The organism is Mycobacterium sp. NPDC050041, assembly GCF_049541695.1.
Classification (GTDB): Bacteria; Actinomycetota; Actinomycetes; order Mycobacteriales; family Mycobacteriaceae; genus Mycobacterium.
In genome coordinates this window covers 279,671-305,659 of sequence record NZ_JBMVDG010000004.1, presented here as the reverse complement: position 1 = coordinate 305,659, position 25,989 = coordinate 279,671, and the positions used below count along the sequence as shown (strand labels likewise).

General features: G+C 70.2%; 26 protein-coding genes and 2 pseudogenes. 20 read left to right on the top strand and 8 right to left on the bottom strand.

The annotated features are described in order from the left end of the window. Window positions 1–16: 16 nt before the first annotated feature. Genes nadD through ACPCHZ_RS15735 form a run of 5 tightly spaced genes read left to right on the top strand, consistent with a single transcriptional unit; the run spans window position 17 to window position 3,269 of the window. On the top strand, window positions 17–655 hold the full coding sequence (gene nadD, locus ACPCHZ_RS15755) for a nicotinate-nucleotide adenylyltransferase (protein ID WP_423485584.1): 639 nt from the start codon (window positions 17–19) through the stop codon (window positions 653–655). Continuing rightward, entirely contained in the window at window positions 652–1,020 is a 369-nt protein-coding gene (rsfS, locus tag ACPCHZ_RS15750) for a ribosome silencing factor (RefSeq protein WP_423485583.1), read from the top strand. Before nadD ends, rsfS begins: the two co-directional genes overlap by 4 nt. After that, window positions 1,017–1,691: a glucosyl-3-phosphoglycerate phosphatase gene (gene gpgP, locus ACPCHZ_RS15745; protein WP_364981700.1), complete on the top strand. Its 675-nt coding sequence runs from the start codon at window positions 1,017–1,019 to the stop codon at window positions 1,689–1,691. Before rsfS ends, gpgP begins: the two co-directional genes overlap by 4 nt. After that, window positions 1,678–2,430: a diglucosylglycerate octanoyltransferase gene (gene octT / locus ACPCHZ_RS15740; protein WP_423485582.1), complete on the top strand. Its 753-nt coding sequence runs from the start codon at window positions 1,678–1,680 to the stop codon at window positions 2,428–2,430. The genes gpgP and octT overlap by 14 nt, the downstream gene beginning before the upstream one ends. Before the next feature lie 2 nt (window positions 2,431–2,432). Then, complete coding sequence (locus ACPCHZ_RS15735) at window positions 2,433–3,269, top strand: DegV family protein (protein ID WP_423485581.1); 837 nt, start codon at window positions 2,433–2,435, stop codon at window positions 3,267–3,269. A gap of 12 nt (window positions 3,270–3,281) precedes the next feature. On the opposite strand, the gene ACPCHZ_RS15730 is transcribed toward ACPCHZ_RS15735, so the two are convergent. Beyond that, a complete protein-coding gene (locus tag ACPCHZ_RS15730) occupies window positions 3,282–4,340 on the bottom strand; it encodes a dihydrodipicolinate reductase (protein ID WP_423485580.1) in 1,059 nt (352 codons plus the stop codon). Between the two features lie 157 nt (window positions 4,341–4,497). On the opposite strand from ACPCHZ_RS15730, the gene ACPCHZ_RS15725 reads away from it, so the two are divergent. From ACPCHZ_RS15725 to holA, 3 genes are read left to right on the top strand one after another with little or no spacing between them, the layout of a single operon-like run. Beyond that, window positions 4,498–5,349, top strand: a complete 852-nt coding sequence (locus ACPCHZ_RS15725) for a helix-hairpin-helix domain-containing protein (RefSeq protein WP_423485579.1) — start codon at window positions 4,498–4,500, stop codon at window positions 5,347–5,349. Between the two features lie 6 nt (window positions 5,350–5,355). Continuing rightward, on the top strand, window positions 5,356–6,894 hold the full coding sequence (locus ACPCHZ_RS15720; protein WP_423485578.1) for a ComEC/Rec2 family competence protein: 1,539 nt from the start codon (window positions 5,356–5,358) through the stop codon (window positions 6,892–6,894). A 12-nt stretch (window positions 6,895–6,906) separates the two neighbouring features. Continuing rightward, window positions 6,907–7,869, top strand: a complete 963-nt coding sequence (gene holA / locus ACPCHZ_RS15715; RefSeq protein ID WP_423485577.1) for a DNA polymerase III subunit delta — start codon at window positions 6,907–6,909, stop codon at window positions 7,867–7,869. Window positions 7,870–7,886: 17 nt separating this feature from the next. Here holA and rpsT read toward each other — a convergent pair whose 3' ends face one another. Next, window positions 7,887–8,147: a 30S ribosomal protein S20 gene (gene rpsT, locus ACPCHZ_RS15710; protein ID WP_264015371.1), complete on the bottom strand. Its 261-nt coding sequence runs from the start codon at window positions 8,145–8,147 to the stop codon at window positions 7,887–7,889. Between the two features lie 161 nt (window positions 8,148–8,308). Between rpsT and ACPCHZ_RS15705 the strand changes: the two genes are divergently transcribed. Genes ACPCHZ_RS15705 through ACPCHZ_RS15695 form a run of 3 tightly spaced genes read left to right on the top strand, consistent with a single transcriptional unit; the run spans window position 8,309 to window position 11,792 of the window. Beyond that, on the top strand, window positions 8,309–9,961 hold the full coding sequence (locus tag ACPCHZ_RS15705) for a circularly permuted type 2 ATP-grasp protein (protein WP_423485576.1): 1,653 nt from the start codon (window positions 8,309–8,311) through the stop codon (window positions 9,959–9,961). An 11-nt stretch (window positions 9,962–9,972) separates the two neighbouring features. Continuing rightward, on the top strand, window positions 9,973–10,953 hold the full coding sequence (locus ACPCHZ_RS15700; protein ID WP_423485575.1) for an alpha-E domain-containing protein: 981 nt from the start codon (window positions 9,973–9,975) through the stop codon (window positions 10,951–10,953). Further along, window positions 10,953–11,792 (top strand): transglutaminase family protein, encoded by an 840-nt coding sequence (locus ACPCHZ_RS15695; protein ID WP_423485574.1) that lies wholly within the window; start codon window positions 10,953–10,955, stop codon window positions 11,790–11,792. Before ACPCHZ_RS15700 ends, ACPCHZ_RS15695 begins: the two co-directional genes overlap by 1 nt. Here ACPCHZ_RS15695 and ACPCHZ_RS15690 read toward each other — a convergent pair. Further along, window positions 11,776–12,632 (bottom strand): annotated as a pseudogene (locus ACPCHZ_RS15690) (ribonuclease Z). The gene ACPCHZ_RS15695 and the pseudogene ACPCHZ_RS15690 overlap by 17 nt on opposite strands. Before the next feature lie 76 nt (window positions 12,633–12,708). Then, window positions 12,709–13,725, bottom strand: a complete 1,017-nt coding sequence (locus ACPCHZ_RS15685; protein WP_423485573.1) for an aldo/keto reductase — start codon at window positions 13,723–13,725, stop codon at window positions 12,709–12,711. 111 nt (window positions 13,726–13,836) lie between these two features. Here ACPCHZ_RS15685 and ACPCHZ_RS15680 point away from each other — a divergent pair, with 111 nt between their 5' ends. Both ACPCHZ_RS15680 and ACPCHZ_RS15675 read left to right on the top strand, forming a co-directional pair. After that, window positions 13,837–14,265: a CBS domain-containing protein gene (locus ACPCHZ_RS15680; protein ID WP_364981664.1), complete on the top strand. Its 429-nt coding sequence runs from the start codon at window positions 13,837–13,839 to the stop codon at window positions 14,263–14,265. Next, entirely contained in the window at window positions 14,262–14,882 is a 621-nt protein-coding gene (locus ACPCHZ_RS15675; protein ID WP_423485572.1) for a GNAT family N-acetyltransferase, read from the top strand. Before ACPCHZ_RS15680 ends, ACPCHZ_RS15675 begins: the two co-directional genes overlap by 4 nt. Here ACPCHZ_RS15675 and ACPCHZ_RS15670 read toward each other — a convergent pair whose 3' ends face one another. Next, entirely contained in the window at window positions 14,883–15,515 is a 633-nt protein-coding gene (locus ACPCHZ_RS15670) for a type II toxin-antitoxin system PemK/MazF family toxin (protein ID WP_423485571.1), read from the bottom strand. It abuts the gene before it with no gap. Window positions 15,516–15,551: 36 nt separating this feature from the next. Between ACPCHZ_RS15670 and lepA the strand changes: the two are divergent. The 3 genes and pseudogenes from lepA to ACPCHZ_RS15655 all read left to right on the top strand — a co-directional run bounded on the left by lepA (window position 15,552) and on the right by ACPCHZ_RS15655 (window position 18,934). Next, a pseudogene (gene lepA, locus ACPCHZ_RS15665) lies at window positions 15,552–17,470 on the top strand (translation elongation factor 4). 3 nt (window positions 17,471–17,473) lie between these two features. After that, window positions 17,474–18,193, top strand: a complete 720-nt coding sequence (locus tag ACPCHZ_RS15660; RefSeq protein ID WP_423485570.1) for a sensor domain-containing protein — start codon at window positions 17,474–17,476, stop codon at window positions 18,191–18,193. 48 nt (window positions 18,194–18,241) lie between these two features. Next, window positions 18,242–18,934, top strand: a complete 693-nt coding sequence (locus ACPCHZ_RS15655) for a sensor domain-containing protein (protein ID WP_423485569.1) — start codon at window positions 18,242–18,244, stop codon at window positions 18,932–18,934. Between the two features lie 2 nt (window positions 18,935–18,936). Here the strand turns inward: ACPCHZ_RS15655 and ACPCHZ_RS15650 are convergent, their stop codons facing one another. The 3 genes from ACPCHZ_RS15650 to ACPCHZ_RS15640 all read right to left on the bottom strand — a co-directional run bounded on the left by ACPCHZ_RS15650 (window position 18,937) and on the right by ACPCHZ_RS15640 (window position 22,671). Beyond that, window positions 18,937–19,236: an ANTAR domain-containing protein gene (locus ACPCHZ_RS15650; protein WP_364981649.1), complete on the bottom strand. Its 300-nt coding sequence runs from the start codon at window positions 19,234–19,236 to the stop codon at window positions 18,937–18,939. 102 nt (window positions 19,237–19,338) lie between these two features. Next, window positions 19,339–21,357 (bottom strand): glycoside hydrolase family 15 protein, encoded by a 2,019-nt coding sequence (locus tag ACPCHZ_RS15645; RefSeq protein ID WP_364981644.1) that lies wholly within the window; start codon window positions 21,355–21,357, stop codon window positions 19,339–19,341. Between the two features lie 78 nt (window positions 21,358–21,435). Continuing rightward, window positions 21,436–22,671, bottom strand: coding sequence for an FAD-dependent oxidoreductase (locus tag ACPCHZ_RS15640; protein ID WP_423485731.1), 1,236 nt, complete (start codon window positions 22,669–22,671; stop codon window positions 21,436–21,438). 54 nt (window positions 22,672–22,725) lie between these two features. On the opposite strand from ACPCHZ_RS15640, the gene ACPCHZ_RS15635 reads away from it, so the two are divergent. From ACPCHZ_RS15635 to cysW, 4 genes are all read left to right on the top strand, one after another. Next, complete coding sequence (locus ACPCHZ_RS15635; protein ID WP_423485568.1) at window positions 22,726–22,920, top strand: hypothetical protein; 195 nt, start codon at window positions 22,726–22,728, stop codon at window positions 22,918–22,920. Window positions 22,921–23,266: 346 nt separating this feature from the next. Beyond that, window positions 23,267–24,283: a sulfate ABC transporter substrate-binding protein gene (locus ACPCHZ_RS15630; protein WP_364981635.1), complete on the top strand. Its 1,017-nt coding sequence runs from the start codon at window positions 23,267–23,269 to the stop codon at window positions 24,281–24,283. Then, on the top strand, window positions 24,280–25,161 hold the full coding sequence (cysT, locus tag ACPCHZ_RS15625) for a sulfate ABC transporter permease subunit CysT (RefSeq protein WP_423485567.1): 882 nt from the start codon (window positions 24,280–24,282) through the stop codon (window positions 25,159–25,161). The genes ACPCHZ_RS15630 and cysT overlap by 4 nt, the downstream gene beginning before the upstream one ends. Beyond that, a complete protein-coding gene (gene cysW / locus ACPCHZ_RS15620) occupies window positions 25,158–25,970 on the top strand; it encodes a sulfate ABC transporter permease subunit CysW (RefSeq protein WP_423485566.1) in 813 nt (270 codons plus the stop codon). The genes cysT and cysW overlap by 4 nt, the downstream gene beginning before the upstream one ends. The last annotated feature ends 19 nt before the right edge of the window (window positions 25,971–25,989 follow it).

Here is a 25,989-nt window from a genome sequence, read left to right as displayed (position 1 = left end):
CGTAAGCTCGCTTTTCGTGGCAACTCGGCGCAGGCTCGGCGTGATGGGCGGGACATTCGATCCCATCCACAACGGCCACCTGATCGCCGGGAGCGAGGTCGCCGACCTGTTCGATCTCGATGAGGTGGTGTTCGTGCCGACCGGCCAGCCCTGGCAGAAGCACGACCGCCAGGTGACAGCCGCCGAGGACCGCTACCTGATGACGGTCATCGCGACCGCCTCGAATCCACGGTTCTCGGTGAGCCGCGTCGACATCGATCGCGGCGGTGCCACCTACACCAAGGACACCCTGCGGGACCTGCGCGCGCAGAACCCCGACGCCGACCTGTACTTCATCACCGGCGCCGACGCGCTGGCCTCCATCCTGTCCTGGCAGAACTGGGAGGAGATGTTCTCGATCGCCCGATTCGTCGGCGTCAGCAGGCCCGGGTACGAGCTGGACGGCAAGCACATCGCCGCGGCGATGCGCGAGCTACCCGCCGACGCGCTGACTCTGGTCGAGGTGCCCGCGCTGGCGATCTCCTCCAGTGACTGCCGGCTGCGGGCGCAGGAGGAACGACCGATCTGGTACCTGGTACCCGACGGTGTGGTGCAGTACGTGGCCAAGCGCGGCCTCTACACCGCGCCGGCCGACACAGAGGGAGACAACCGATGAGCGCAACCGACGAGGCGATCGAGATGGCCACCGTCGCGGCGCGGGCGGCCGCCGACAAACTCGCCGACGACGTGGTGGTCATCGACGTGTCGGGCCAGCTCGTCATCACCGACTGCTTCGTCATCGCGTCGGCGTCCAACGAACGCCAGGTCAACGCGATCGTCGACGAAGTCGAGGAGAAGATGCGGATCGCCGGCCACAAACCGGCCCGGCGGGAAGGCACCCGGGAGGGTCGCTGGACGCTGCTGGACTACGTCGACATCGTCGTGCACATCCAGCACCAGGACGAGCGCAACTTCTACGCGCTCGACCGGCTGTGGCGGGACTGCCCGACGGTGCCGGTCGATCTGGACGGATCGCCGTGACCGTCCGGCGGCTGGTGATGCTGCGGCATGGCCAGACCGAGTACAACGCGGGCAGCCGGATGCAGGGCCAGCTCGACACCGACCTCACCGACCTCGGCCGCGATCAGGCCGTGGCCGCGGCCGAGGTGCTGGCCAAGCGGCAGCCGCTGCTGATCCTGTCCTCGGATCTGCGCCGCGCCCTGGACACCGCGACGGTGCTCGGCGAGCGTTCCGGGGTGCCGGTGGGCATCGATGCGCGGCTGCGCGAGACCCATCTGGGGGACTGGCAGGGCCTGACGCACCTCGACGTGGACGCCGCGGCGCCGGGCGCCCGGCTGGCGTGGCGCGACGACGCGCGGTGGGCGCCGCACGGCGGCGAGAGCCGCGTCGACGTGGCCGCACGCAGCATGCCGCTGGTCGACGAGATCATCGCCACGCAACCGGCCTGGGGTTCCGACCGCGACGGTGCGGACGCCGACCGGCCCGTGGTGCTGGTCGCGCACGGCGGTCTGATCGCCGCGCTCACCGCGGCGCTGCTGGCGCTGCCCGTCGACAACTGGCCGGTGCTCGGCGGCATGGGCAACGCCAGCTGGGTCCAGCTGTCAGGGCATTCCCGGCCCGACGCGGACGCCGTGCGGTGGCGGCTCGACGTGTGGAACGCCTCGGCGCAGGTGGCCAATGACGTCCTCTGAGCGCAGCGGTCCGCCGGACCGGACGCTGCTCGTGTTCGCCGATTCGCTGGCCTACTACGGCCCGACCGGCGGGTTGCCCGCCGACGACCCCAGGATCTGGCCCAATCTGGTGGCGTCGCAGCTGGGCTGGGAGCTCGAGCTGATCGGCCGGATCGGCTGGACGTGTCGCGACGTCTGGTGGGCGGCCACCCAGGACCCGCGGTCGTGGGCGGCGCTGCCACGGGCCGGGGCGGTGATCTTCGCTACCTGCGGCATGGATTCGCTGCCCTCGCCGCTGCCCACGGCGCTGCGCGAGCTGATCCGCTACGTCCGGCCGCCGTGGCTGCGGCGCTGGGTGCGTGACGGATACGGCTGGGTGCAGCCCCGGTTCTCCCCGGTGGCCCGCGCCGCGCTGCCCCCGCATCTGAGCGTCGAGTATCTCGAGATGACCCGCGGCGCCATCGATTTCAACCGTCCCGGCATCCCGGTGGTGGCATCGCTGCCGTCGGTGCACATCGCCGACTCCTACGGCAGGGCGCACCACGGCCGGGCAGGCACGGTGCGGGCACTCACCGAATGGGCGCAGGAGCACGATGTCCCGCTGGTCGACCTGAAGGCGGCGGTCGGCGACGAGGTGATGAGCGGTCGCGGCAACCCCGACGGCATCCACTGGAACTTCGAGGCACATCAGGCGGTCGCCGAGCTGATGCTCAAGGCGCTGGCCGAAGCCGGTGCCGGCGAACCGGATCCGGCGGGCTGACGATGCCGGTCGTCGTGGTCACCGACTCGTCGTCGCGGCTGGCGCCCGACGACCTCAAGCAGCACGACATCCGGCAGGTGCCGCTGCACGTGCTCGTGGACGGCACCGATCTGCGCGACGGGATCGACCCGGTGCCCTACGACATCCACGACCACGCCCACGTGACGACGGCCGGCGCGACACCCGCCGAGCTGGTCGACACCTACCGGCAGGCCCTGCACGACAGCGGCGGCGACGGCGTTGTGGCCGTTCACATCTCGGCGGCACTGTCGAGCACGGTCGGTTCCGCGGTGCAGGCGGCGCGGGAGTTCGGACCCGCGGTCCGGGTGGTGAACTCCCGGTCGGCGGCCATGGGCGTCGGGTTCGTCGCCCTCGCGGCGGCCCGGGCGGCGGCCACCGGTGCCGACCTGGACGCGGTCGAGGCGGCGGCCAGGGCGGCGATGCCGCGGGGACACGCGTTCATCGTCGTGCACCGGCTGGACAACCTGCGGCGCAGCGGCCGGATCGGCACCACCGCGTCGTGGCTGGGCACCGCGCTGGCGCTCAAACCACTGCTGTGCCTGGACGTCGACGGCCGCCTGGTGCTGTCCCAGCGGATCCGCACGGTGTCCAAGGCGCACGCGGCGATGGTCGACCAGATCGCCGAGCTGATCGGTGACCGGCGGGCGGCCGTCACCGTGCACCACGTCGACAACCACGACGCCGCGGACCAGATCGGGGCAGCGCTCACCAGTCGGCTGCCCCAGGTCGAGTCCCTGACGGTGACCGACATGGGCGCGGTGCTGTCGATCCACGTCGGCGGCGGCGCCGTCGGCGTGGTCGTCCAGATCAGCGAGTGACCCCCCGACGAGTCAGAGCTGGGCGCGGCCGGTGACCGGTGGCAGATCCTTGAGGGTCACGATGCCGGGGCGCGCGGCCACCACCGCGGGCACCGCGTTGGTCACCGGCATCGCCGTGTAGATCATCCCGAGCCCCATGAAACCCGCCTCGGTCCAGTCCCGGGGCGGCAGGCAGTGCAGCACGGTGCGCATGTTGGGCAGCCCGAACACCTGGATGACGTGGCCGTGCTCGAGCGGCTTCGGCGGTGTCACATGGGAACCCATGGTCCAGTTGAAGCCGACGCTGACCACGTTGCGGTCGCCCACCCAGCCGCGGTGGTAGCCGTACACCCCGCCGACGGTGCCCGCCGGAATCTGCATGAAGCCCAGATCGCTGTCGCCGGTGGCGGCGGTGAACTCGACGTCGAACGTGATCCGGTCCACGGTCGCGCCGATCGCGTCGGCCATCATCGCCGCCGATTCGGCGAACACCTCGCTCTCGCGGCGCACGCTCTCGGCGAGGCCGGGGGTGTCGGGGTCCTGGCCGAATCCCATCGCGGACTGGGTGCCCGCGGACTCGTAGGTCGAGCAGTCGACGGACTCGGTGATGCGGATCTCGTCGACGCGTTCGCACGACCCGGACAGCACCATGCCGACCATGTTGGTCATGCCGGGGTGTGCGCCGCTGCCGAAGATGGTCGATCCGCCTGTCTCGCAGGCTTTCCGGATGCGGTCGAGGTCTTCGGGTGTCTGCTTTCCGCCGGTGATCCACGCCGCGGTCGAGCAGACGTTCACGCCGGACTCGAGCAGCCGGACCAGTTCGTCGACGCTGGGCCACAGCGGGTTGTAACAACACGCGTCGGGCTTCAGCGCGATCAGCGCGTCGATGTCGTCGGTCGCCGTGACGCCGGTCGGCTCCGGCCACCCGGACAGCTCGGCCGCGTCGACACCGACCTTGTCCGCGCCGTGTGCGTACACCCCGACCAGCTCCATGTCGCTGCGGCCGATGATCGCGTGCAGGGACCGCCGTCCGATGTTGCCCGTCGTCCACTGGATCACGCGCAGTGGCCGGTTCGCCGCCGGTGCGGTCATCTGGTGCCTCCTCGTCGAGTCATGTGTGGGTAGACACTATTCGCCCGGTGTGCACGATCGGCAGGGAGTTGTCCACAGTCGCGCGTTCATCCCCAGCCGCGGCCGGCACGCCGTCGTGGCGGCGGTCGCGGTCGGCTCGCGGACCTACGGTCGGCGCATGCGCACCGAACCGCAGTCCGACAGGTCGGCCCGCCGTCTCGGCGCCGAGGCGGACGACGCCGTCTCCGTCGAGGCCGGCGGCGAGGCCGACCCGGCCACCGCCGACCGGTCCGACACCGCGCTGTCGCGGTGGCTGCCGGATGAGTTGACGGACAACGACTCCCGTGGCGCCTCGGCGCGGGGGTGGCTGACGACGGTGCGCGCCGACCCCGGACGGGCGGGCGTGGCGGCTCTGGCTGTGGTCGGGGTGATCGCGGTGCTGGTGACCGTGTTCACCGTGATCCGCGACGAGCCGCCGCCGGTGGCCGCGGCGAAACTGCCGCCGGTCGCGCCGCTGTCCTCCGCCGGACCGCAGGGACCACCCGGCGGCGACGGGCCGGTGGTGGTCAGCGTCGTCGGCCTCGTGCACAAGCCGGGCCTGGTCACGCTCGCGGCGGGCGCGCGCATCGCCGACGCCCTCGAGGGTGCGGGCGGCGCGCTGGACGGGGCGGACCTCGTCGGGCTGAACCTCGCGCGCCGTGTCACCGACGGCGAGCAGATCATCGTCGGCATCGCGGCGCCGCCGGGCCGGCCGACCACGATGGGCAGTTCGGTGAGCGAGCAGACCGGTGCTGCGCCGCCGCCCGCGCCGCCAGGCGATCCGGGGTCGGCGCCGACGGAGGCGGTGGACCTCAACACCGCGACGGCCGAACAGCTCGACACGCTGCCCGGCGTCGGACCGGTGACGGCGGCGGCGATCATCGCTTGGCGCGACGCCAACGGGAAGTTCACCAGCGTCGACCAGCTCGGCGACGTCGACGGCATCGGTCCGGCCCGGCTGGACAAGCTGCGCGACCTGGTCCGGGTGTGACGGCGGATGGACGGCGACCGCCACCTCGACCTGCGGCTGGTGCCCGCCGCTGCGACCGGCTGGGCGGTGACCGCGGCCACCACGCTGTGGCACGCCGGGGCGGCGGTGCTGGCGACGCTGATCGCGATCGCCGTCACCGCCGCCGCGGGCTGGTGGGCCGGCGGTCGCGGCGACGTCGGCAGCGCACTGCGGGCGGCGGGCGCCGGCCTGGCGGCGGTGGCCGCGGTCGGGGCCGCGTTCACCGTCGCCGCGGCGGTGCGGACGCACCAGGTCGACAACCACCCCGTCGGTGTGCTGCACGGCCGCTCGGCCACCGTCACGGTCACCCCGGCAGAGAGCCCGCGCTCGCTGGGCGGCGGCCGGCTGATGTTCCGCGGGACGCTGCAGGCGGTCGACGGCCTGCCGTCGTCCGGCCGGGTCGTCGCGTTCGCCTCGGTGTCCGGTTTCGCCGAGCTGACCGCGGGCCGGCCGGCGACGTTCCGTGCGCGCGTCGGTGCACCCGGCCGCCGGGACCTCACGGTGGCGGTGCTCTCGGCGACCGGGGAGCCGACGCTCGGCGAGGCCTCGGCCGTGCAGCGGGCCGCGCACGGTGTCCGGACCGGGTTCGCCGACCAGTCGCGAGCGGTGCTGCCGCCTGAGGAGGCGGCGATGCTGCCCGCGCTGGTGCTCGGCGACACGTCGGCGGTGACGGCGTCGACGACCGCGGACTTCCGGGCCGCCGGCCTGACCCATCTGACCGCTGTCTCCGGCGCGAACGTGACGATCGTCTGCGGGGCGGTGCTGTTCAGCGCGGGGGTCCTGGGCCCGCGGACGGCGGTGCTGCTCGCGGCGCTCGTGCTGCTGGCGTTCGTGGTGGTCGTGCAGCCGTCGGCCAGCGTGCTCCGTGCGGCGGTGATGGGGGCGATCACGCTGCTGGCGGTGGTGTCGCACCGGCGACGGCATGCCGTGCCCGCGTTGGCGGGCAGCGTCATCGCGCTGCTCATCGGCGCCCCCGAGCTGGCCGTCGACGTCGGCTTCGCGCTGTCGGTGTCGGCGACCGCCGCGCTGATCGTGCTGGCACCGGTGTGGTCACGCCAGCTGGTCGCGCGCGGCTGGCCGAAACCGCTGGCCGACGCGACCAGCGTCGCGGTCGCCGCACAGCTGGTGACCGCGCCACTGGTGGCGGGCATCTCGGGAACGTTGAGTGTGGTCTCGGTCGCGGCGAATCTCGCTGTCGCCGCGGTGATCCCGCCGATCACGGTGCTCGGCACCGCCGCGGCGGCACTGTGTCCGCTGTGGCCGGCGGGCGGGCAGCTGCTGATCCGCTTCACCGGCCCGGAACTGTGGTGGCTGCTGAACGTGGCGCGATGCGCCGCGGGCGTCCCGGGCGCCGCCGTCACGGTGCCGTCGGGGCTGCCCGGTGTGGTCGCGGTGGCCCTGGGTGCTCTGGCGCTGGTGGTGTGCTGGCGCCTGCGGTGGGTGCGCGTCGCCTGCGCCGGGGCCGCCGTGTGCCTGCTCGCGTGGACGCTGGCGGGCCACGCCGCGGGCGATGTCCGGACGGCGTGAAACGATCGGGAGGTGAGGCAAGAAGTCGGTGGACTGCACCTGGTGCTCGGTGACGAGGAGCTGCTGGTCGAACGCGCGGTCGCGGGTGTGCTGCGGGTTGCCCGCAAGCACGCGGGCACCGACGACGTCCCGGTCGACCGGCTGCGGGCGGGCGAGGTCAGCACCAGCGAACTGGCTGAACTGCTCAGCCCGTCGCTGTTCGCCGACACGCGGGTGGTGGTGCTCGAGGCCGCCGCGGAGGCCGGCAAGGAGGCGGTCGCGCTGATCGGCTCCGTGGCCGAGGATCTGCCGCCCGGCACCGTGCTGGTGGTGGTGCACTCAGGTGGCGGACGGGCCAAGGCGCTGGCCGATCAGCTCAAGAAGCTCGGCGCCGAGGTGTATCCGTGCGCCCGCATCACCAAGGCCGCCGAGCGCGCCGACTTCGTCCGCCACGAGTTCCGCTCGCTGAAGATCAAGGTGGGCGACGACACGGTCACGGCGATGCTCGACGCGGTCGGCTCCGACATCCGTGAGCTGGCGGCGGCGTGTTCGCAGCTGGTGGCCGACACCGCTGGTGAGGTGGACGCCGTCGCGGTGCGCCGGTACCACTCGGGCAAGGCCGAGGTGAAGGGCTTCGACATCGCCGACAAGGCGGTCACCGGCGACGTCGCCGGGGCGGCCGAAGCGCTGCGGTGGGCGATGCTGCGCGGGGAGCCACAGGTGGTGCTCGCCGACGCGCTGGCCGAAGCGGTGCATGCGATCGCCAGGGTGGGTCCGCTGACGGGAGATCCCTACCGGTTGGCCGGCGAGCTCGGCATGCCGCCGTGGCGGGTGCAGAAGGCGCAGAAACAGGCCCGGCGATGGTCGCGGGCGTCAGTGGCCGAGGCGATGCGCCTGGTGGCGACGCTCAACGCGGATGTGAAGGGTGCAGCCGCGGATCCCGAGTACGCGCTCGAATCGGCGGTGCGCCGGGTGGCCGAACTGGTGGCCGACTGACCGGAGGCCGGTCGGGCTCAGAGCTTGTTGAGCGCCAGGGCCAGCGCAGACTTCTTGTTGGCGGCCTGGTTCTTGTGGATGACGCCCTTGCTGGCGGCCTGGTCGAGCTTGCGGCTGGTGGTCTGCAGCAACTCGGCGGCCTTGTCCTTCTCGCCGGCGTCGACGGCCTCGCGGAAGCCGCGGACAGACGTGCGCAGCGCGGACTTCACCGACTGGTTGCGCAGACGGCGGCGCTCGTTGGTGAGGATGCGCTTTTGCTGCGACTTGATGTTGGCCACGCGGTGATTCCTTCGTAAGTCTCGGGTGATTCAGAACAGTTCGACAGAAGTCTCGGCGCCGGCCCGCGTCGGCAGGCAGCGACTGCTCAGGGTACCAGCGGGCGGGTCGATCGACCAAAGTGAGCCGCACTGGCCTGCCGAAACGGTCCGCATCATGCAACATGGCGGGGGTGAGCCTCCGCACCCTGCCGACCGAGTCCGCCCGTTCGTCTCGCAGCACCACGCGGGCGGCCAGACGGCACGAGGGAGTCTTCGAGGGTTACAACAAGCTGGGCGGCTATGACCGCGCCTTCGACGAGATGTTCGACAGCCAGGGCAACGTCCGCGGCCCCTACAAGGGCATCTTCGCCGAGTTGGCCCCGGCGGACGCCTCGGAACTCGAGGCCAGGGCCGAGGCCCTCGGGCGCGCGTTCATCGACCAGGGCGTCACCTTCTCGCTGTCGGGGCAGGAGCGGCCGTTCCCGCTCGACCCGGTGCCCCGGGTGATCTCCGCCGCCGAGTGGACGCGGCTCGAGCGCGGCATCACCCAGCGGGTGCGGGCGCTGGAGATGTACCTCGACGACATCTACGGCGAGCAGGAGATCCTGCGCGACGGCGTCATCCCGCGGCGGCTCGTGACGTCGTGCGAGCACTTTCACCGCGAGGCCGTCGGCATCCATCCGCCCAACGGGGTGCGCATCCACGTCGCAGGCATCGACCTGATCCGCGACGCCCAGGGCAGTTTCCGCGTGCTCGAGGACAACCTGCGATCCCCGTCCGGGGTGTCCTATGTGATGGAGAACCGCCGGACGATGGCACGGGTGTTCCCGAACCTGTTCGCCACCAACAGGGTTCGCGCCGTAGGCGATTATTCCGCGCATCTGCTGCGGGCCCTGCGCAACGCCGCGGCCAACAACGTCGCCGATCCGACGGTCGTGGTGCTGACCCCGGGTGTCTACAACTCCGCATACTTCGAACACTCGCTGCTGGCACGGCAGATGGGCGTCGAACTCGTCGAGGGCCGCGACCTGTTCTGCCGCGACAACACCGTCTACATGCGCACCACCGAGGGGGAGCGGCAGGTCGACGTGATCTACCGGCGCATCGACGACGCCTACCTGGACCCGATGCAGTTCCGGCCCGATTCGGTGCTCGGCGTCGCGGGGGTGCTCAACGCCGCGCGGGCGGGCAACGTGGTGATTTCCAGCGCCGTCGGTAACGGGGTGGGCGACGACAAGCTGGTCTACACCTATGTGCCGACGATCATCGAGTACTACCTCGGAGAGAAGCCGCTGCTGGCCAACGTCGACACGTTCCGCTGCTGGCTCGAGGAGGAGCGCGAGGAGGTCCTCGACCGGGTCGACGAACTGGTGATCAAGCCGGTGGAGGGTTCGGGCGGCTACGGCATCGTCTTCGGCCCCGACGCCTCGGAGAAGGAACGGGCCACGATCTGCAAGAAGATCCGCAGCGACCCGCGCGGGTGGATCGCCCAGCCGGTGATGCAGCTGTCGACGGTGCCGACGCAGATCGACAGCAAGCTCGCGCCGCGGCACGTGGACCTGCGGCCGTTCGCGGTCAACGACGGCGACGACGTGTGGGTGCTGCCCGGCGGGCTGACGCGGGTGGCGCTGCCGGAGGGGTCGCTGGTGGTGAACTCCAGCCAGGGCGGCGGCTCGAAGGACACCTGGGTGCTCGCGTCGCGCACGTCGGCTGCCGAGCGCGAACTCGCGGCGGCCGAGGTGGTGCGCTCGCTGCCGAAGGCGGCCAAGGGGCCGAAGACCGAACGCAACGGGGACAGTCAGACACTCGACCAGCAGCAGCAACAGCAACAATAGGGGGAGGGCGGATGCTCGCGCGAAATGCGGAGTCGCTGTACTGGATCGGACGTTACGTCGAGAGGGCCGACGACACCGCCCGCATCCTCGACGTGACCGTGCACCAGTTGCTGGAGGACTCGAGCGTCGACCCGGACCGGGCTTCGCGGACGCTGCTCCGGGTGCTCGGCATAGACGCCCCGAGCACCGCGCTCGACGTCTGGTCGCTCACCGATCTGGTGGCGTTCACCCGCGATACCCGTGGTGAGGGCACCTCCATCGTGGACTCGATCTCGGCGGCGCGGGAGAACGCGCGCGGCGCCCGGGAGGTGACGTCGAGCGAGATCTGGGAATGCCTGAACACCACCTACAACGCACTGCCTGAGCGGGAACGGGCCGCCAAACGCCTTGGCCCCCATGAGTTCCTCTCGTACGTCGAGGGTCGCGCGGCGATGTTCGCCGGCCTGGCGGACTCGACCCTGTCCCGTGACGACGGGTACCGGTTCATGCTGATGGGCCGCGCGATCGAACGGGTGGACATGACCGTCCGGTTGCTGCTGTCACGGGTCGGCGACAGTGCGTCGTCGCCGGCCTGGGTGACCCTGCTGCGGTCGGCGGGCGCGCACGACACCTACCTGCGCACCTATCGCGGCGCACTCGACGCGGGCCGTGTCGTCGAGTTCATGCTGCTCGACCGGCTGTTCCCGCGGTCGATCTACTACTCGCTGCGGCTGGCCGAGCACAGCCTCGACGAACTGCTGCAGCGGCCGCAGAACCGCGTCGGAGCGACCGCCGAGGCGCAGCGCCTGCTGGGTCGTGCGCGCAGTGAACTGGAGTTCCTGGAACCGGGCGTGCTGCTGGAGTCGCTCGAGACCCGGTTGGCCGACCTGCAGCAGACCTGCTTCGACGTCGGAGAGGCGTTGGCGCTGCAGTACTTCCATGCGGCACCGTGGGTGGCCTGGACCGACGCCGGCCGCAGCGGCGGCCTGGTGATCGAGGAAGGGGAGATCTGATGTGGCGCATGCGGGTGGTGCACTCGACCGGGTACGCCTACAAGTCGCCGGTGACGGCGTCGTTCAACGAGGCGCGCCTCACGCCGCGGTCGGACTCGCGGCAGAACGTCATCCTCAACCGGGTCGAGACCGTGCCCGCCACCCGCCAGTACCGCTACGTCGACTACTGGGGCACCGCGGTGACGTCGTTCGATCTGCACGCCCCGCACACCGAACTGGAGGTCACCGCGTCGTCTGTGGTCGAGACCGACACCGGCGACCAACCCGCCGAGGAGGTGAGCTGGGAGGACCTCAAGACGATCGCGGTGATCGACCGGTTCGACGAGGTGCTCGGGCCCACCGACTACACGCCGCACAGCAGGCGCCTGGCGCGGGTGGGCCAGCGCATCGCGAAGTACCACGACCCGCACGACGCGGTGATCGCCGCGGCGAACTGGGTGCACAGCGAACTCGAGTACGTGCCGGGGACCACCGGGGTGCACTCGTCCGGCCTGGACGCACACCGCGAAGGCAAGGGCGTCTGCCAGGATTTCGCGCATCTGTCGCTGATCCTGTTGCGCAGCATCGGCATTCCCGCCCGGTACGTGTCGGGCTATCTGCATCCGAAACGCGAGGCCGCGGTCGGCGACACCATCGAAGGGCAGAGCCACGCCTGGATCCAGGCGTGGACCGGCGGCTGGTGGCACTACGACCCGACCAACGACAAAGAGATCAACGAGCAGTACGTCAGCGTGGGCGTCGGCCGCGACTACGCCGACGTCACCCCGCTGAAGGGCATCTATTCCGGTGAGGGCTCCACCGACCTCGACGTCGTCGTGGAGATCACCCGGCTGGCCTGACGCACACGCCGGGATGCACCTCGACGCGGTGCAGGTCGTCCCCGAGCTCGATCTGCCGGGGGAACACCGACGCAGCCAGCGCCCGCCACTCGTCCTCGGCGCCGGGCGCGATCGCCGGGACGTAGTGGGTGAGCACCAGGATGCCGACACCGGCCCTGGCGGCGGTGGCAGCGCCTGCTCGACCGATGAGTGGTAGTCGCAGATGTCGCGGAATCGTTGCTGTGGAAGCGATTCGATCAGGTCCCGGCGAATGGCGGTGTGCACCAGCGCGCCTGCGCCTACGGCCAGGGCGTCGAGGCTGTCGCACGGCACGGTGTCCCCGGCGAGGACCGCCGACGCACCGTGGTGCTCCACGCGGAACGCGATCGTCGGCGTCACCGGGCGGTGATCGGTGGGCGCGACCACGACGCGCACGCCGTCGCGGTCCCAGACGACGCCGTCGGTGTGCTCGTGCACCTCGACGGCGGGAGGTGCGGTGAGATCCGCGTGGTGGGCGATCCGGTAGCCGATGTCGCGACCGAATGCCTTCAGCGTCAGGTCCACCACCTCGGCCGTCCCGGGCGGCCCGATGATCGTCAGAGGCACCTGTTCGGTGAACGTGGTGACCCAGCGGGTGATCAGCAGGTCACCCAGGTCGGCGATGTGGTCGCTGTGCAGGTGGGTGAGCAGCAGGGCCGTCAGACCGGCGGCGCCGACCCCGGCCGCCGCCATCCGCTGCTGCACACCGCGTCCGCAGTCGACGAGCAGTGTCTGGCCGCCGGCCCGCACCAGCGTCGACGGCCCGGCCCGGCGCGGGTCCGGTATCGGGCTGCCGGTTCCCAGCAGGGTGAGCTCGATCATGGCTCATCCCTACCGCGTCGGCGGTGCGCCGGTGTGCGGTCTGACGGGATTCCCACGGCCCCGCTCGGGGAGGGCGCTACTCGCGGCCCGCGGACACCCAGTTCGGATCGCCGGACCGCTGTCCCACCACCGCCGCTGCTGCGGCGTCGAGCGCCGCGAGCTGATCTGCGGTCAGCGTGACGCCGAGCGAGCCGAGGTTCTCGGCGACCCGGGTGGCGCGCCGGGTGCCCGGGATCGGCACCGATGACACGCCGAGGGCCTCGGCGCGGTGGCGCAGCCACGCGAGGGCGACCTGTGCCGGGGTGGCACCGACCTCGTCGGCCACGGTGGCGACGGCGTCCACCACGGCGAGGTTGGCCTCGAACGCGTCGGCGGCGAATCTCGGCAGACTGCGCCGGAACTCACCGGCGGCCTCGAGGTCGGCGCCCGACCGCACCGAGCCGGCCAGGAAGCCCCGGCCCAGCGGCGAGTACGGCACGAATCCCACGCCGAGTTCCACGGCGGCCGGGACGACGTTGCGCTCGACGTCGCGGCTCCAGATCGACCATTCGCTCTGCACCGCCGCGATCGGATGCACGGCGACCGCGGCGCGCAGCTCGTCGGCGGTCACCTCGGACAGGCCGAGGTGGCGCACCTTGCCTGCGGCGACCAGTTCCGCCATCGCCCCGACGGTGTCCTCGATGGGGACCGAGACGTCGCGGCGATGCAGGTAGTACAGGTCGATGACGTCGGTCTGCAGCCGCCGCAGGCTGTCGTCGGCGCTCTGGCGCACGTAGGCGGCGTCGTTGCGGACACCGGGCCGTCCCGCCGACGGCTTCCCCGGCGTGCCGGTGATGCCGAACTTGGTGGCCAGCGTGACCTCGTCGCGGCGGTCGGCGAGAAGGCGCGCGATCAGGCGTTCGTTGTCCCCGCCGCCGTAGACGTCGGCGGTGTCGATGAACGTCACGCCGAGATCGAGGCAGCGGTGCAGGGTGTCCAGCGATTCGGCGTCGTTGACGGCGCCATAGACCGGCGTCAGGGCCATCGCCCCGAAGCCCATCGCGCTGACGGTGAGCTGATCGCCCAGGTCGAGTGTCGGTACCGGTGAGGTCATGAAGGGGTCAAGGTGCGGCGCCCGCCGATTCATTCCCGGCCGCCGAAACCCTCCGCAGCGTGCGCCGCCCGCCTAGCCTGATATGACGTAGCTCACAATCGGAGGCTCGCCATGCGGATCGCGGACGTGTTGCGGACGAAAGGGGCGGCGGTCGCCACCATCACGCCGGAGACCTCGGTCAGCGGGCTGCTCACCGAACTGTCGATGCACAACATCGGTGCGATGGTGGTGGTCTCACCCGACGGGCTGGCCGGCATCGTGTCCGAGCGCGACGTCGTGCGCAAGCTGCACGAGATGGGCGCGGACCTGCTGTCGCGGCCGGTGTCGGAGATCATGACGACCGTGGTGGCGACCTGCGACCCCGAGGACACCCTGGACAGCCTCACCGTGCTGATGACCCGAAACCGGGTGCGGCACGTGCCGGTGGTGGTGGACGGACGGCTCGCCGGCATCGTCAGCATCGGTGACGTGGTCAAGACGCGGATGGAAGAATTGGAAGCCGAGCACGAGCAGTTGCAGGCCTACATCACCCAGGGATGACCACAGTGCCGACCGACATCGAGGTGCGGCCGCCGGTGCGCGCCGACATCCGTGCGCTGGCGCGCACGCTGGGCCGGGCGTTCTTCGACGACCCGGTGATGGCGTGGATGGTGCCCGACCCGGCGCGCCGCGCGAAGGGGCTGCCGACGATGTTCGCGGCCATGACCCGTCACCACTTCATGGCCGGTGGCGGCGTCGAGGTCGCCCGGCGTGGCGGGGACATCGGGGCCGCCGCGCTGTGGGATCCACCAGGACGCTGGCAGCACTCGCGAAGCGAGGAGTTCCGGATGATGCCCTGGTTCCTCTGGGCGGCACGCGGCCGCGTCGCCCGCGGGCAGCAGCTGACCGATCTGATGAAGGAGCGCCATCCCGAGGAGCCGCACTGGTACCTCGGTGTCATCGGCAGCGACCCGACGGTGCGCGGCGGCGGTTTCGGTCAGGCCCTGATGCGGTCCCGGCTGGACCGGGTGGACGCCGAACACGCGCCGGCCTACCTGGAGTCGAGCAACCCGGACAACGTGCCGTACTACCAGCGGTTCGGGTTCGACGTCACCGGCGAGATCATCCTCCCGGACGACGGCCCCAGCATGATCCCGATGTGGCGGTCGCCGCGGTAGTCAGCTCCAGGAGTACTCGGCGCGCAACCGCATGGCGATGATGTCGAACCGGTCCCGGTCCAGCACCGCGCCTTCGCGCCGGATGCCCTCCTCGGGCACGTCGAGCACGCGGTCGAGCCGCACCCAGCTGGGCCGGCCGTCGTCGTCCCAGCCGCCGCTGCCGATGCCGACCCAGTCCGGGTCGTCTCGGTGGTGGTCCTGGCTGCTCAGCATGAGGCCGAGAAGCGTGCGCCGGTCGCGGCCCACCACCAGCACCGGCCGGTCCTTGCCCCGCGTCGGATCGTCCTCGTAGACCACCCAGGTCCAGACGATCTCGCCCGGGTCGGCGCGGCCGTCCAGATCGGGGGCGTAGATCAGCTTGCGGGCCCGGTGCGCCGTCGGGACGCTGTTGTCGGTGACGGGCCTGCCGCTGGTGATCGCCGCGGTCGGCTGACCCGCGGCGGCCGCACCGGCCAGCGCGGACAGGCCGGCCTCCAGGCCGACCTTGAGGCCCTGCTGGAGGCCCTGCTGCACCGTGCGCGGCTTGTTCTCGGACTGCTGGAGCTGGCGGATGAACTTCGGCGCCTCGTTGAACACGAAGTTCTTTGCGGCGGTCCCCGCGAACCGCTGGAACGACTTCCACTGCGGAGGCATGGAATCGAGCATAAGTGACCGCCGGGAGCTGCGATTGTGTCGCGGCCGCCCGTGGTCGATACCCTTGATGGGCGCACCACGCGTGTCCCACCCAGCCCCACCAGGAGATTCCCATCAGCAGCTTCGCCGACAAGACGTTCACTGCGCCGGCGCAGATTCGGAACTTCTGCATCATCGCCCACATCGACCACGGCAAGTCGACGCTGGCCGACCGGATGCTGGGCATCACCGGTGTGGTCGCCGACCGCGACATGCGCGCGCAGTACCTGGACCGGATGGACATCGAGCGCGAGCGCGGCATCACCATCAAGGCGCAGAACGTGCGGCTGCCGTGGACGGTCGGGGATGAACAGTTCGTATTGCACCTGATCGACACCCCTGGCCACGTCGACTTCACCTACGAGGTGTCCCGGGCGCTGGAGGCCTGCGAGGGCGCTGTGCTGCTGGTGGACGCCGCCCAGGGCATCGAGGCGCAGACGCTGGCGAACCTGTACCTGGCGCTCGACCGCGACCTCACGATCATCCCGGTGCTGAACAAGATCGACCTTCCCGCCGCGGACCCGGACCGCTACGCCGGGGAGATCGCCCACATCATCGGCTGCGAACCCGAGGACGTGCTGCGGGTGTCGGGCAAGACCGGCGTCGGGGTCCGCGAACTGCTCGACGCGGTGGTCCGCCTCATCCCGCCGCCGGTCGGCGACGCCGAGGCGCCCGCCAGGGCGATGATCTTCGACTCGGTATACGACATCTACCGCGGCGTCGTCACCTACGTGCGTGTGGTGGACGGCAAGCTCAGCCCCCGCGAGAAGATCAAGATGATGTCCACCGGCACCATGCACGAACTTCTCGAGGTCGGCATCGTCTCGCCGGAGCCGAAGGCCACCGAGGGCCTCGGAGTGGGCGAGGTCGGCTACCTGATCACCGGTGTGAAGGACGTCCGCCAGTCGAAGGTCGGCGACACGGTGACCACCGCGCGCAACGGCGCCACCGAGGCGCTCACCGGCTACCGCGAGCCCCGACCGATGGTGTACTCGGGTCTCTACCCGGTCGACGGCTCGGACTATCCCAACCTGCGCGACGCGCTGGAACGGCTGCAGCTCAACGACGCTGCCCTGGTGTGGGAGCCGGAGACGTCGGTGGCGCTGGGCTTCGGCTTCCGGTGCGGCTTCCTGGGACTGCTGCACATGGAGATCACCCGGGAGCGGCTGGAACGCGAATTCGACCTGGACCTGATCTCCACCTCGCCGAACGTGGTGTACCGCGTCGTCAAGGACGACGGCTCCGAACTCGTGGTGACGAACCCCTCGGACTGGCCGGACGGCAAGGTCGGCGCCGTCTTCGAACCCGTCGTGAAAACGACGATCATCGCCCCCAGCGAGTTCATCGGGACCATCATGGAGCTGTGCCAGTCGCGGCGCGGCGAGCTCGGCGGAATGGATTACCTGTCACCCGAGCGTGTCGAGCTGCGTTACACCATGCCGCTGGGAGAGATCATCTTCGACTTCTTCGACTCCCTGAAGTCGCGAACCCGTGGCTACGCGAGCCTGGACTACGAGGAGGCAGGCGAGCAGGAATCCGACCTGGTGAAGGTCGACATCCTGCTGCAGGGCGAGGCGGTCGACGCGTTCAGCGCCATCGTGCACAAGGACTCGGCGCCGGCATACGGCAACAAGATGACCACCAAGCTCAAGGAACTGATACCCCGTCAGCAGTTCGAGGTGCCGATCCAGGCGGCGATCGGCTCGAGGATCATCGCCCGCGAGAACATCCGGGCGATCCGCAAGGACGTGCTGAGCAAGTGCTACGGCGGCGACATCACCCGCAAGCGCAAGCTGCTGGAGAAGCAGAAGGAGGGCAAGAAGCGGATGAAGACGATCGGGCGGGTCGACGTCCCGCAGGAGGCCTTCGTGGCCGCGCTGTCCGCCGACGCCGCCAGCGACAAGCCGAAGAAGTAGCCGATGCGGGCGGCGGCGGTGCTGACGGCGGTGACGCTGCTCGCCGGCTGCGCGTCGCCCACGCGGCCGCCGGTGCCCACATCCGCGCCGCCGGCACCACCCACCGCCGCGCGCCCGCTCGGCGCCATGCTGCCCACGCAGGAGGAACTCGCTGGGGCGCTTGGCATTCCGCCGGCGGGCTTCATGGGTCAGCTGGTCGAGGGCGGCGCCGACATGCTGTTGCGCGGCGTCGACCGGACCGAGGCGACACCGGTCGACTGTGTCAGCCCGACGTACCGTCTGCAGCAGATGGTCTACGCCGAGAGCCCGGTTCGGTCGGTGGCCACCAGGTCATGGGCCGGCGGAAGCGTCGCCGGGCCGTCGATGTCGGCGTATCTCGGTGTGGTGCAGTTCGACACGGCCGACGAGGCGCAGCGGTTCTTCGCCGCCTCGGCGCAGAAGTGGCGGCACTGCGACGGCCAGACGCTGCTGTTGCAGCAGCCCGACCGGGGCGCCCGCGAGCAGAGCATGATCACCGACGTGGCGGTCGGGGACCGGGTGGTGTCGGCGGTGGTGCTGCACGACGCCGGCGACTCGGACTCGCTCACCCTGCAGCGCGCACTCGGCGTCGCGGGGGACTGTGTCGTCGACGTGGAGATCACCGACCTCGAGGACGCCAAAGCGGCAGGCGCCGACGGGGCGGTGCACGTCGCGGACCTGATGTTGGACAAGATCGCGCGCTGATCGGTCCGTCAGCCGCCGCGCGGGCGCCTTGTCGGTGACAATGTGTCGGTGACGAACGCCGGTGCGCTGCGAATCTGTCTTGTGGTCGCCGGGTTGGGCGTGGCGGCCCTCCTCACCGCGTGTCAGGCCACCGTCGCCGGCACGGCGGTGCGGCCCGCGGGCGCCGCCGAACTGCAGGAGGCCGACCTCGACGCCGTGCTGCTGCCGATCGCCGAGCTCAACTCGACGGTCGGCGCCACGGACATGGAGGTCACCAGCGACTCCGAGGAGATGGGTGACCATGTCGACGACGTGTCCGACCCGGACTGCGTCGGGGCCATCTTCTCCGCCGAAGAATCCGTCTACGCCGGTTCCGAGTGGACCGCGATGCGCGACCAGGTGGCCGCAGAACCCGGTGACGACAACGAACACTGGGTGCAGCAGACCGCGGTGCTGTTTCCCAGCGACATGCAGGCACAGGACTTCATCGACGAGTCGCGGTCGCTGTGGGACACCTGCGCCGGTGACGCGATCGCCATCGGTGCCGGCGCCACCACCTACCTGTGGGAGCTACAGGACGTCCGCGATGCGCAGGGCGTCCTCGCGCAGACCTCAAGTCAGGAGGACTCCGGCGGCTGGTCGTGTCAGCACGCGATCTCGGCGGTGAGCAACGTCGTCGTCGAGACGTGGGCGTGCGGGTACACGATCTCCGACCAGGCCGTCGACGTGGCCACCGCGCTGATGGCCAACGTCGGGGGCTGACCTCAGGCCGTCGACAGCGGCGTCAGCCGCGCGTTGGAGACGAGTTGGCCCCAGGCGTTGAACGCCTCGAGATGCGCTGAGGACTGGCCGGATTCGCCCGCGGACAGGTCGACCAGCGCGCCAGCTATGCTGCCGATACCGATCCCGGTGCGGTTCACCACACTCACCAGTTCGTCGAACGCCGTGCGATGCGAGCAGCCCCGCAACCCCACCAGGACGCCGACTGCGACGTCGATGACCCGCCGCGACGAATCGGTGTGGATGTCATATCCCATGTGCGCCTCCTGGTGTGTGAGCACCATGCTGTCCTGCGGTTGCGGTGCCGACAACCAATGGATACACCGTGATCCTGAACATCAGGTGTCCGTTGCACCCGCTCACGCTGCGCGTGTCGCGCTCGCCGGCTACATCGGGGCGTTGGCCGGGACGAACACCCCGGAGCTGTCCGCCTCCTCCTCGGCGCGGATGACGTGCACCACCGCGTTGATCAGCGCCAGGTGGGTGAACGCCTGCGGGAAGTTACCCAGGTGGCGGCCGGTCCGCGGCTCGATCTCCTCGGCGTACAGATGCAGCGGACTGGCGAAGGACAGCAGCCGCTCGCACAGGTGCTTGGCCCGGCTCACCTCGCCGATCTCGACCAGCGCCGACACCAGCCAGAACGAGCAGATGGTGAAGGTGCCCTCCTCGCCGGTGAGGCCGTCGTCGGTCTCCTCGACCCGGTACCGCAGCACCAGGCCCTCCTCGGTCAGCTCGTCGGCGATGGCGAGCACCGTCGCGCGCACCCGCGGATCGTCGGGCGGCAGGAACCGCACCAGCGGCGCGAGCAGCAGCGACGCGTCCAGCGCGACGTCGCCGTAGCGCTGGGTGAGCACACCGCGGTCGTCGACGCCGTGTTTGAGGATGTCGGCCTTGATCTCCTCGGCGATCGTCCGCCACTGCTGGGCGTAGCTCTTCTCGCCCTGCAGTTCGGCCAGTTTCGACCCGCGGTCGAGCGCCACCCAGCACATGATCTTGCTGGAGGTGAAGTGCTGCGGCTCGCCGCGCACCTCCCAGATGCCGCGGTCGGGCTCGCGCCAGTGCTTGATGGCCTCCTCGACCTGATTCTTCAGCACCGGCCACAACGTCGGCGGGATCTGCTCGCGCGACTTGGCGTGCAGGTACACCGAATCGAGCATCGTGCCCCAGATGTCGTGCTGCATCTGGTTGTACGCGCCGTTGCCGATGCGCACCGGCCGCGCGTTGTCATAGCCCGAGAGGTGGTTGAGCTCCTCCTCGACCAGACTGCGCTCGCCGCCGACGGCATACATCACCTGTAGTGGATGGCGTTCACCGTTGTTGGCTCCCGACACGTCGGCGATGAACGCGAAGAAGTCATCGGCCTCGCGGTCCAGCCCCAGCGTGTATAGCCCCCACAGGGCGAACGTCGAGTCGCGCACCCACGCGTAGCGGTAATCCCAGTTGCGTTCGCCCTGAGGCGTTTCCGGCAGCGACGTGGTGCTGGCCGCCAGCAGTGCGCCCGTCGGCGAATACGTCAGCCCCTTCAGGGTCAGCGCGCTGCGCTGCAGGTAGGCCCGCCACGGGTGGTCGGGGAAGTCGCCGATGTTGATCCACTGCCGCCAGGCCTCGCTGGTCTGCCACATCTTGTCGGCGGCTTCCTCGTAGGTCTGCGGCGCGGGGTGCTTCGACCAGCTCAGTGCCACGAAGACGTTGTCGCCCTCCTTGAGCCGCGTCCGGGCGCGGGCCTCGCGGCCCTCGAGGCCGATGCGCAGATTGGTGGTCAGCCGCAGCGTCGGGTGCGAGTCGGGGTTCTTGGTGGCGCGGGCGATCGCCTCGCCATAGGCCTGGGCCGAGTACTCCCAGCTGGCGTTGTTGCGGTGGTAGTCGAACGACGGCTCGCAGTTCATCACCAACTCGACGGTGCCGCTGACACATTTCACGGTGCGCAGCAGGATGTGCTCGGCGTCCCAGTCCATCGGCGTGCGGCGGTGGGTGCGCGACCGCGCATCGATGTCGTGCCACGGGCCCATCACCAGCGTGTCCCGCACGATCACCCAACCGGTATGCGTCTGCCAGGTGGTCTCCAGGATCAGGCTGCCGGGCAGGTAGCGGCGCGCGGCGGGCACGGAGACGCCGTACGGGCCGAGCCGGAAGTGTCCGGCGCCGCGGTCCAGGATCGAACCGAACACACTGGGCGAGTCGGGGCGAGGGACGCAGAGCCACTCCACCGAGCCCGCCGAGGAGATCAGGCAGGTGTTCTCGCAGTCCGACAGGAAGGCGTAGTCGGCGATCGGCGGGAACGGGTTCCGCAGCGACCCGCCGCCCGCGTACGGCACCGGCGCGGTCACCGTCAACGGCGACTGGGTGTCGTTTTTCGGCAGGGCCGGGGGCGCGTCGTCAGCCGGCTGGGTGTGCTGCAGAACCATTCGGACATCATCGACCGCCGGGGTGCCCGCCGTCTACTCGTGCCGACCTGTTCGCCGGGTTTGCTGTCATCGGCGCCGTCAGCGCCGTGCCCAGGTCGGTGCGTGTTCGGGCAGCGGGCCGATCGCCACCCCGTAGGCGACGGCGCGGCGCAGCGCCGGAAGTCGGTTGGCCACCTTGACCGCCCGGGGTGCCGGGCCGGTCGCATCGCCTGCGACGAACGCCGCCGCGATCGCACGGTCCTGCACCAGCCGCTGCACCCGCTGAATCAGTGCGGCAGGCAACCAGCGGCGGGCCTGGACGGTGGCCAGGTGGCGGCGGCGCACCGTGCCGTCGCGCAGCGGGCGGGCCAGGATGCGTGCCGCGGCGACCGCGTCGGCGACGGCCAGGTTGATGCCGACACCGCCGATCGGCGACATCGCGTGCGCCGCGTCACCGATCAGCAGCAACCCGTCGGTGTACCAGCGTCGCAACCGGTTCAGTTGCACGTCAAGCAGTTTCACGTCGTCGAAGGACTCGACCGACGTCAGCCGGTCGCCGAGCCAGGGCAGCAGGCTGGTCACCTCGCGGCGGAATGCCTCGATCCCCTCGGCGCGCATCCGCTGGTCGGCGCCCTTGGGGATGAGATAGGCGATCTGGAAGTAGTCGCCGCGGTCGATCAGCGCGCAGCCGTGGCCGGACCGGAAGATGCCGGTCAGTCCGTGCGGGTCGGTGTCGTAGCGCGGCAGCCGGAACCACCACACGTCCATGGGTGCGCCGAAACTGCGCGTCGGCAGTCCCGACGCGTCGCGCAGCGTCGACGCCCGGCCGTCGCAGGCGACGGTGAGCTCGGCCCGCAGCTCGCGCACCTCGCCGTCGGCGCCGCGGTACCGCACCCCGGTGACCCGGCCGCTCCCGTCGCGCAACGCGCCAAGCACCTCGCTGCTGCGCAACAGCCGGAACGTCGGTTCGGCAGCCGCCGCCCGGGCCAGCAGCTCGAGGAAGTCCCACTGCGGGACGAGCGCGATGTGCTGATGCGCCCCGGGCAGACGGTCGAGGCCGACCTCGAGCACCGTGTCCTGAACGGTGACCGTCACCTTGTCGATCAACCGGTGCGGCACCCGGGCGAACTCGCCGGACAGGCCGAGCTCGTCGAGCAGCCGCAGCGTGCTGGCGTGCACCGTGTCGCCGCGGAAGTCGCGCAAGAAATCGGCGTGTTTCTCCAGCACGGTCACCGCGACGCCGCCGCGCGCGAGGAGCAGGCCGAGCATCATCCCGGCGGGGCCGCCGCCTGCGATGACGCACGTCGTGGACTCGACCGGGTCGGGCATCGCCACATTGTCCGTCACCGACGCCCGGGTGCCCAGCATCCGTCGCCTAGTGTTGGATCCGTGGCCGCATTCCTGAGCTGGTGGGACGGCGTCGAGCTGTGGCTCTCCGGTCTCGGGTTCGTCTTCCAGACGATCGTGGTGATGCCGGTGGTGCTGGTGGTGGCCTACGGGGTCGCCGTGGTTCTCGACGGCGGGCTCAATCACGGCACCCGAATGATCCGCCGGATCCGGCACGAGGAAACGGACCACATGTGAGCGGTTTGCCGAGGTCGCGCGTGACGTTGGTGCTGGTCGTGCTGGTGCTGCTGGTCATCGTCACCTGGTGGTTGACGCGCTGAGCGGGGCGACCTCTCGAGTGGCGGGGGCGTCCCACTCTGTTATTCTTCGCGCCATGCAAGCTGCGTCCGGCACTACCGAGGGGCACATCGTGGCCCTCATTGCCGTGGGTTGCGCAGTTGCTGACATTTTCTGTTGTTGTCGCTGACCTCATTCCGTCCTGCGGTCTGGTGTCGGTAGTCGGCTGACGCCGTCTGGTGACGAGACAACGCCTTTCCGCTGTGGCGGGTACATCCCGTATCCCACCCCCGAAAGGCCATTCATCGTGAACACAGGTTCCCTCGTCAGACGCTGGCGGCAAGCGGCCGTCATCGGCGCCGCCGCGACGCTGCTGGCGGCCTGCGGTGGCGGCTCCAGCGACGTCGCAGGCGAGGGCGGCAGTGACGCCGACACGACGCTCACCCTGGTCGCCTTCGCGGTGCCCGAGCCGGGCTGGTCGAAGGTCGCGCCCGCCTTCGCCGCGACCGAACAGGGCAAGGGAGTCGCGGTCACCGGTTCCTACGGCGCGTCGGGTGATCAGTCCCGCGGCGTCGAGTCCGGCAAACCGGCCGACGTGGTGAACTTCTCCGTCGAGCCGGACATCACCCGCCTGGTCAAGGCCGGCAAGGTGGCCGAGGACTGGAACAGCAACGCGCTGAAGGGGATTCCGTTCGGATCCGTGGTGAGCCTCGCCGTTCGCGAGGGCAACCCGAAGGGCATCCGGGACTGGAACGACCTGCTCAAGCCGGGCGTCGAGGTCATCACCCCCAGCCCGTTGAGCTCCGGATCAGCGAAGTGGAATCTGCTGGCGCCGTACGCGTTCGCGAGCAACGGCGGGCAGAACCCGCAGGCCGGAATCGACTTCGTCGACAAGCTGGTCACCGAGCACGTCAAGCTGCGGCCGGCGTCCGGCCGCGAGGCCACCGACGTGTTCAAGCAGGGCAGCGGTGACGTCCTGCTGGCCTACGAGAACGAGGCGATCAACTTCGGCCTCGAGTACGTGAACCCGCCGCAGACCTTCAAGATCGAGAACCCGGTCGCCGTGGTGAACACCAGCCAGCACCTGGACAAGGCGCGGGACTTCGTGAACTTCCAGTTCACCCCCGAGGCGCAGAAGATCTGGGCCGAGGCCGGCTTCCGGCCCGCCGATCCGAAGGTGCTTGCGGAGTTCACCGAGAAGTTCCCCGCCCCGGCGAAGCTGTGGACGATCGAGAACCTCGGCGGCTGGAAGAAGATCGACTCCGAGCTGTTCAACAAGGACAACGGCACCATCACGAAGATCTACCAGAAGGCCACTGGATGACCACCGGGCTTGATCGCAATCCTGAGGCGATCCGGCCCGAGATCTCCGGCGACGGGGATGCCGGTCGCCGCCGCCCCGTGATCGGCGGCTACGGCAGCACCGGCCTGCGGGTGGGCGCAGCGACGCTGTGGTTGTCGCTGATCGTGCTGCTACCGCTAGGTGCGATCCTGTGGCAGTCCGTGGGTGGCGGTTGGGAGGCGTTCTGGTCGGCGGTCAGCTCGCCCGCCGCCATCGCGTCGTTCCGGGTGACGCTGACGATCTCGATCGGCGTCACCCTGGTCAACGCGGTGTTCGGGCTGCTGGTGGCCTGGGTGCTCACTCGTGACCAGTTCCCCGGCAAGCGGCTGGTCGACGCATTGATCGACCTGCCGTTCGCGTTGCCGACCATCGTCGCGAGTCTGGTGATGCTGGCGCTCTACGGTCCCGCCAGCCCGGTGGACCTGCACCTGCAGCACACCAAGTGGGGTGTCGGCATCGCGCTGCTGTTCGTCACGCTGCCGTTCGTCGTGCGCTCCGTTCAGCCGGTGCTGCTCGAACTGGACCGTGAGGTGGAGGAGGCGGCCGCCTCGCTGGGCGCCAACAACTACACGATCCTGACCAAGATCATCCTGCCCGCGCTCCTGCCGTCGCTGCTGTCGGGCGCCGGGCTGGCGTTCTCCCGAGCGATCGGCGAGTTCGGGTCGGTGGTCCTGATCGGCGGGGCGGTCCCCGGTGAGACGGAAGTGTCGTCGCAGTGGATCCGGACGCTGATCGAGAACGACGACCGCGTCGGCGCTGCGGCGATCTCGATCGTGTTGCTCGCCATCTCCTTCGTCGTGCTCTTCATCCTGCGGGCGATCGGATCGCGCGCGGCCAAGCGGGAGGCGTTGGCGCGATGACCCTGTCCCCATTCGTCACCCGTCTGCTGCGCTTCGTCGCTCTGGCCTACCTTGCCGTGCTGGTGATCGTCCCGGTCGGGCTGATCCTGTGGCGCACACTCGAACCGGGCATCGGCGAGTTCTTCAGCTCGATCAGCACGCCCGCCGCGCTTTCGGCGCTGCAGTTGTCGCTTCTGGTCGTCGCGATCGTGGTGCCGCTCAACGTGCTGTTCGGCGTTCCCACGGCACTGGTGCTGGCGCGCAACAGGTTCCGTGGCAAGAGTGTTCTGCAGGCGATCATCGACCTGCCGTTCGCGGTGTCGCCGGTCGTCGTCGGCGTCGCGCTGATCCTGCTGTGGGGGTCGGCCGGACTGTTCGGATTCGTGGAGAACGACTTCGGGCTGAAGATCATCTTCAGCTTCCCCGGCATCGTGCTGGCGAGCATCTTCGTCACCGTACCGTTCGTGATCCGCGAGGTGGAGCCGGTGCTGCACGAGATCGGCACCGACCAGGAGGAGGCGTCGGCCACCCTCGGCGCCCAGTGGTGGCAGACCTTCTGGCGCATCACGCTGCCCTCGATCCGGTGGGGCCTCACCTACGGCATCGTGCTGACCATCGCCAGGACGCTCGGCGAGTACGGCGCGGTGATCATGGTGTCGTCCAACCTGCCCGGGCAGTCGCAGACCATGACCCTGCTGGTGTCCGACCGGTACTTCCGCAACAACGAGTACGGCGCCTACGCCATATCGACACTGTTGATGGGCGTGGCGGTGCTGGTGCTCGTCGCCCAGGTGATTCTCGACGCCCGGCGCGCCCGGGCCGCAAAATAGGTTTCAAGGAGAGCAGAAC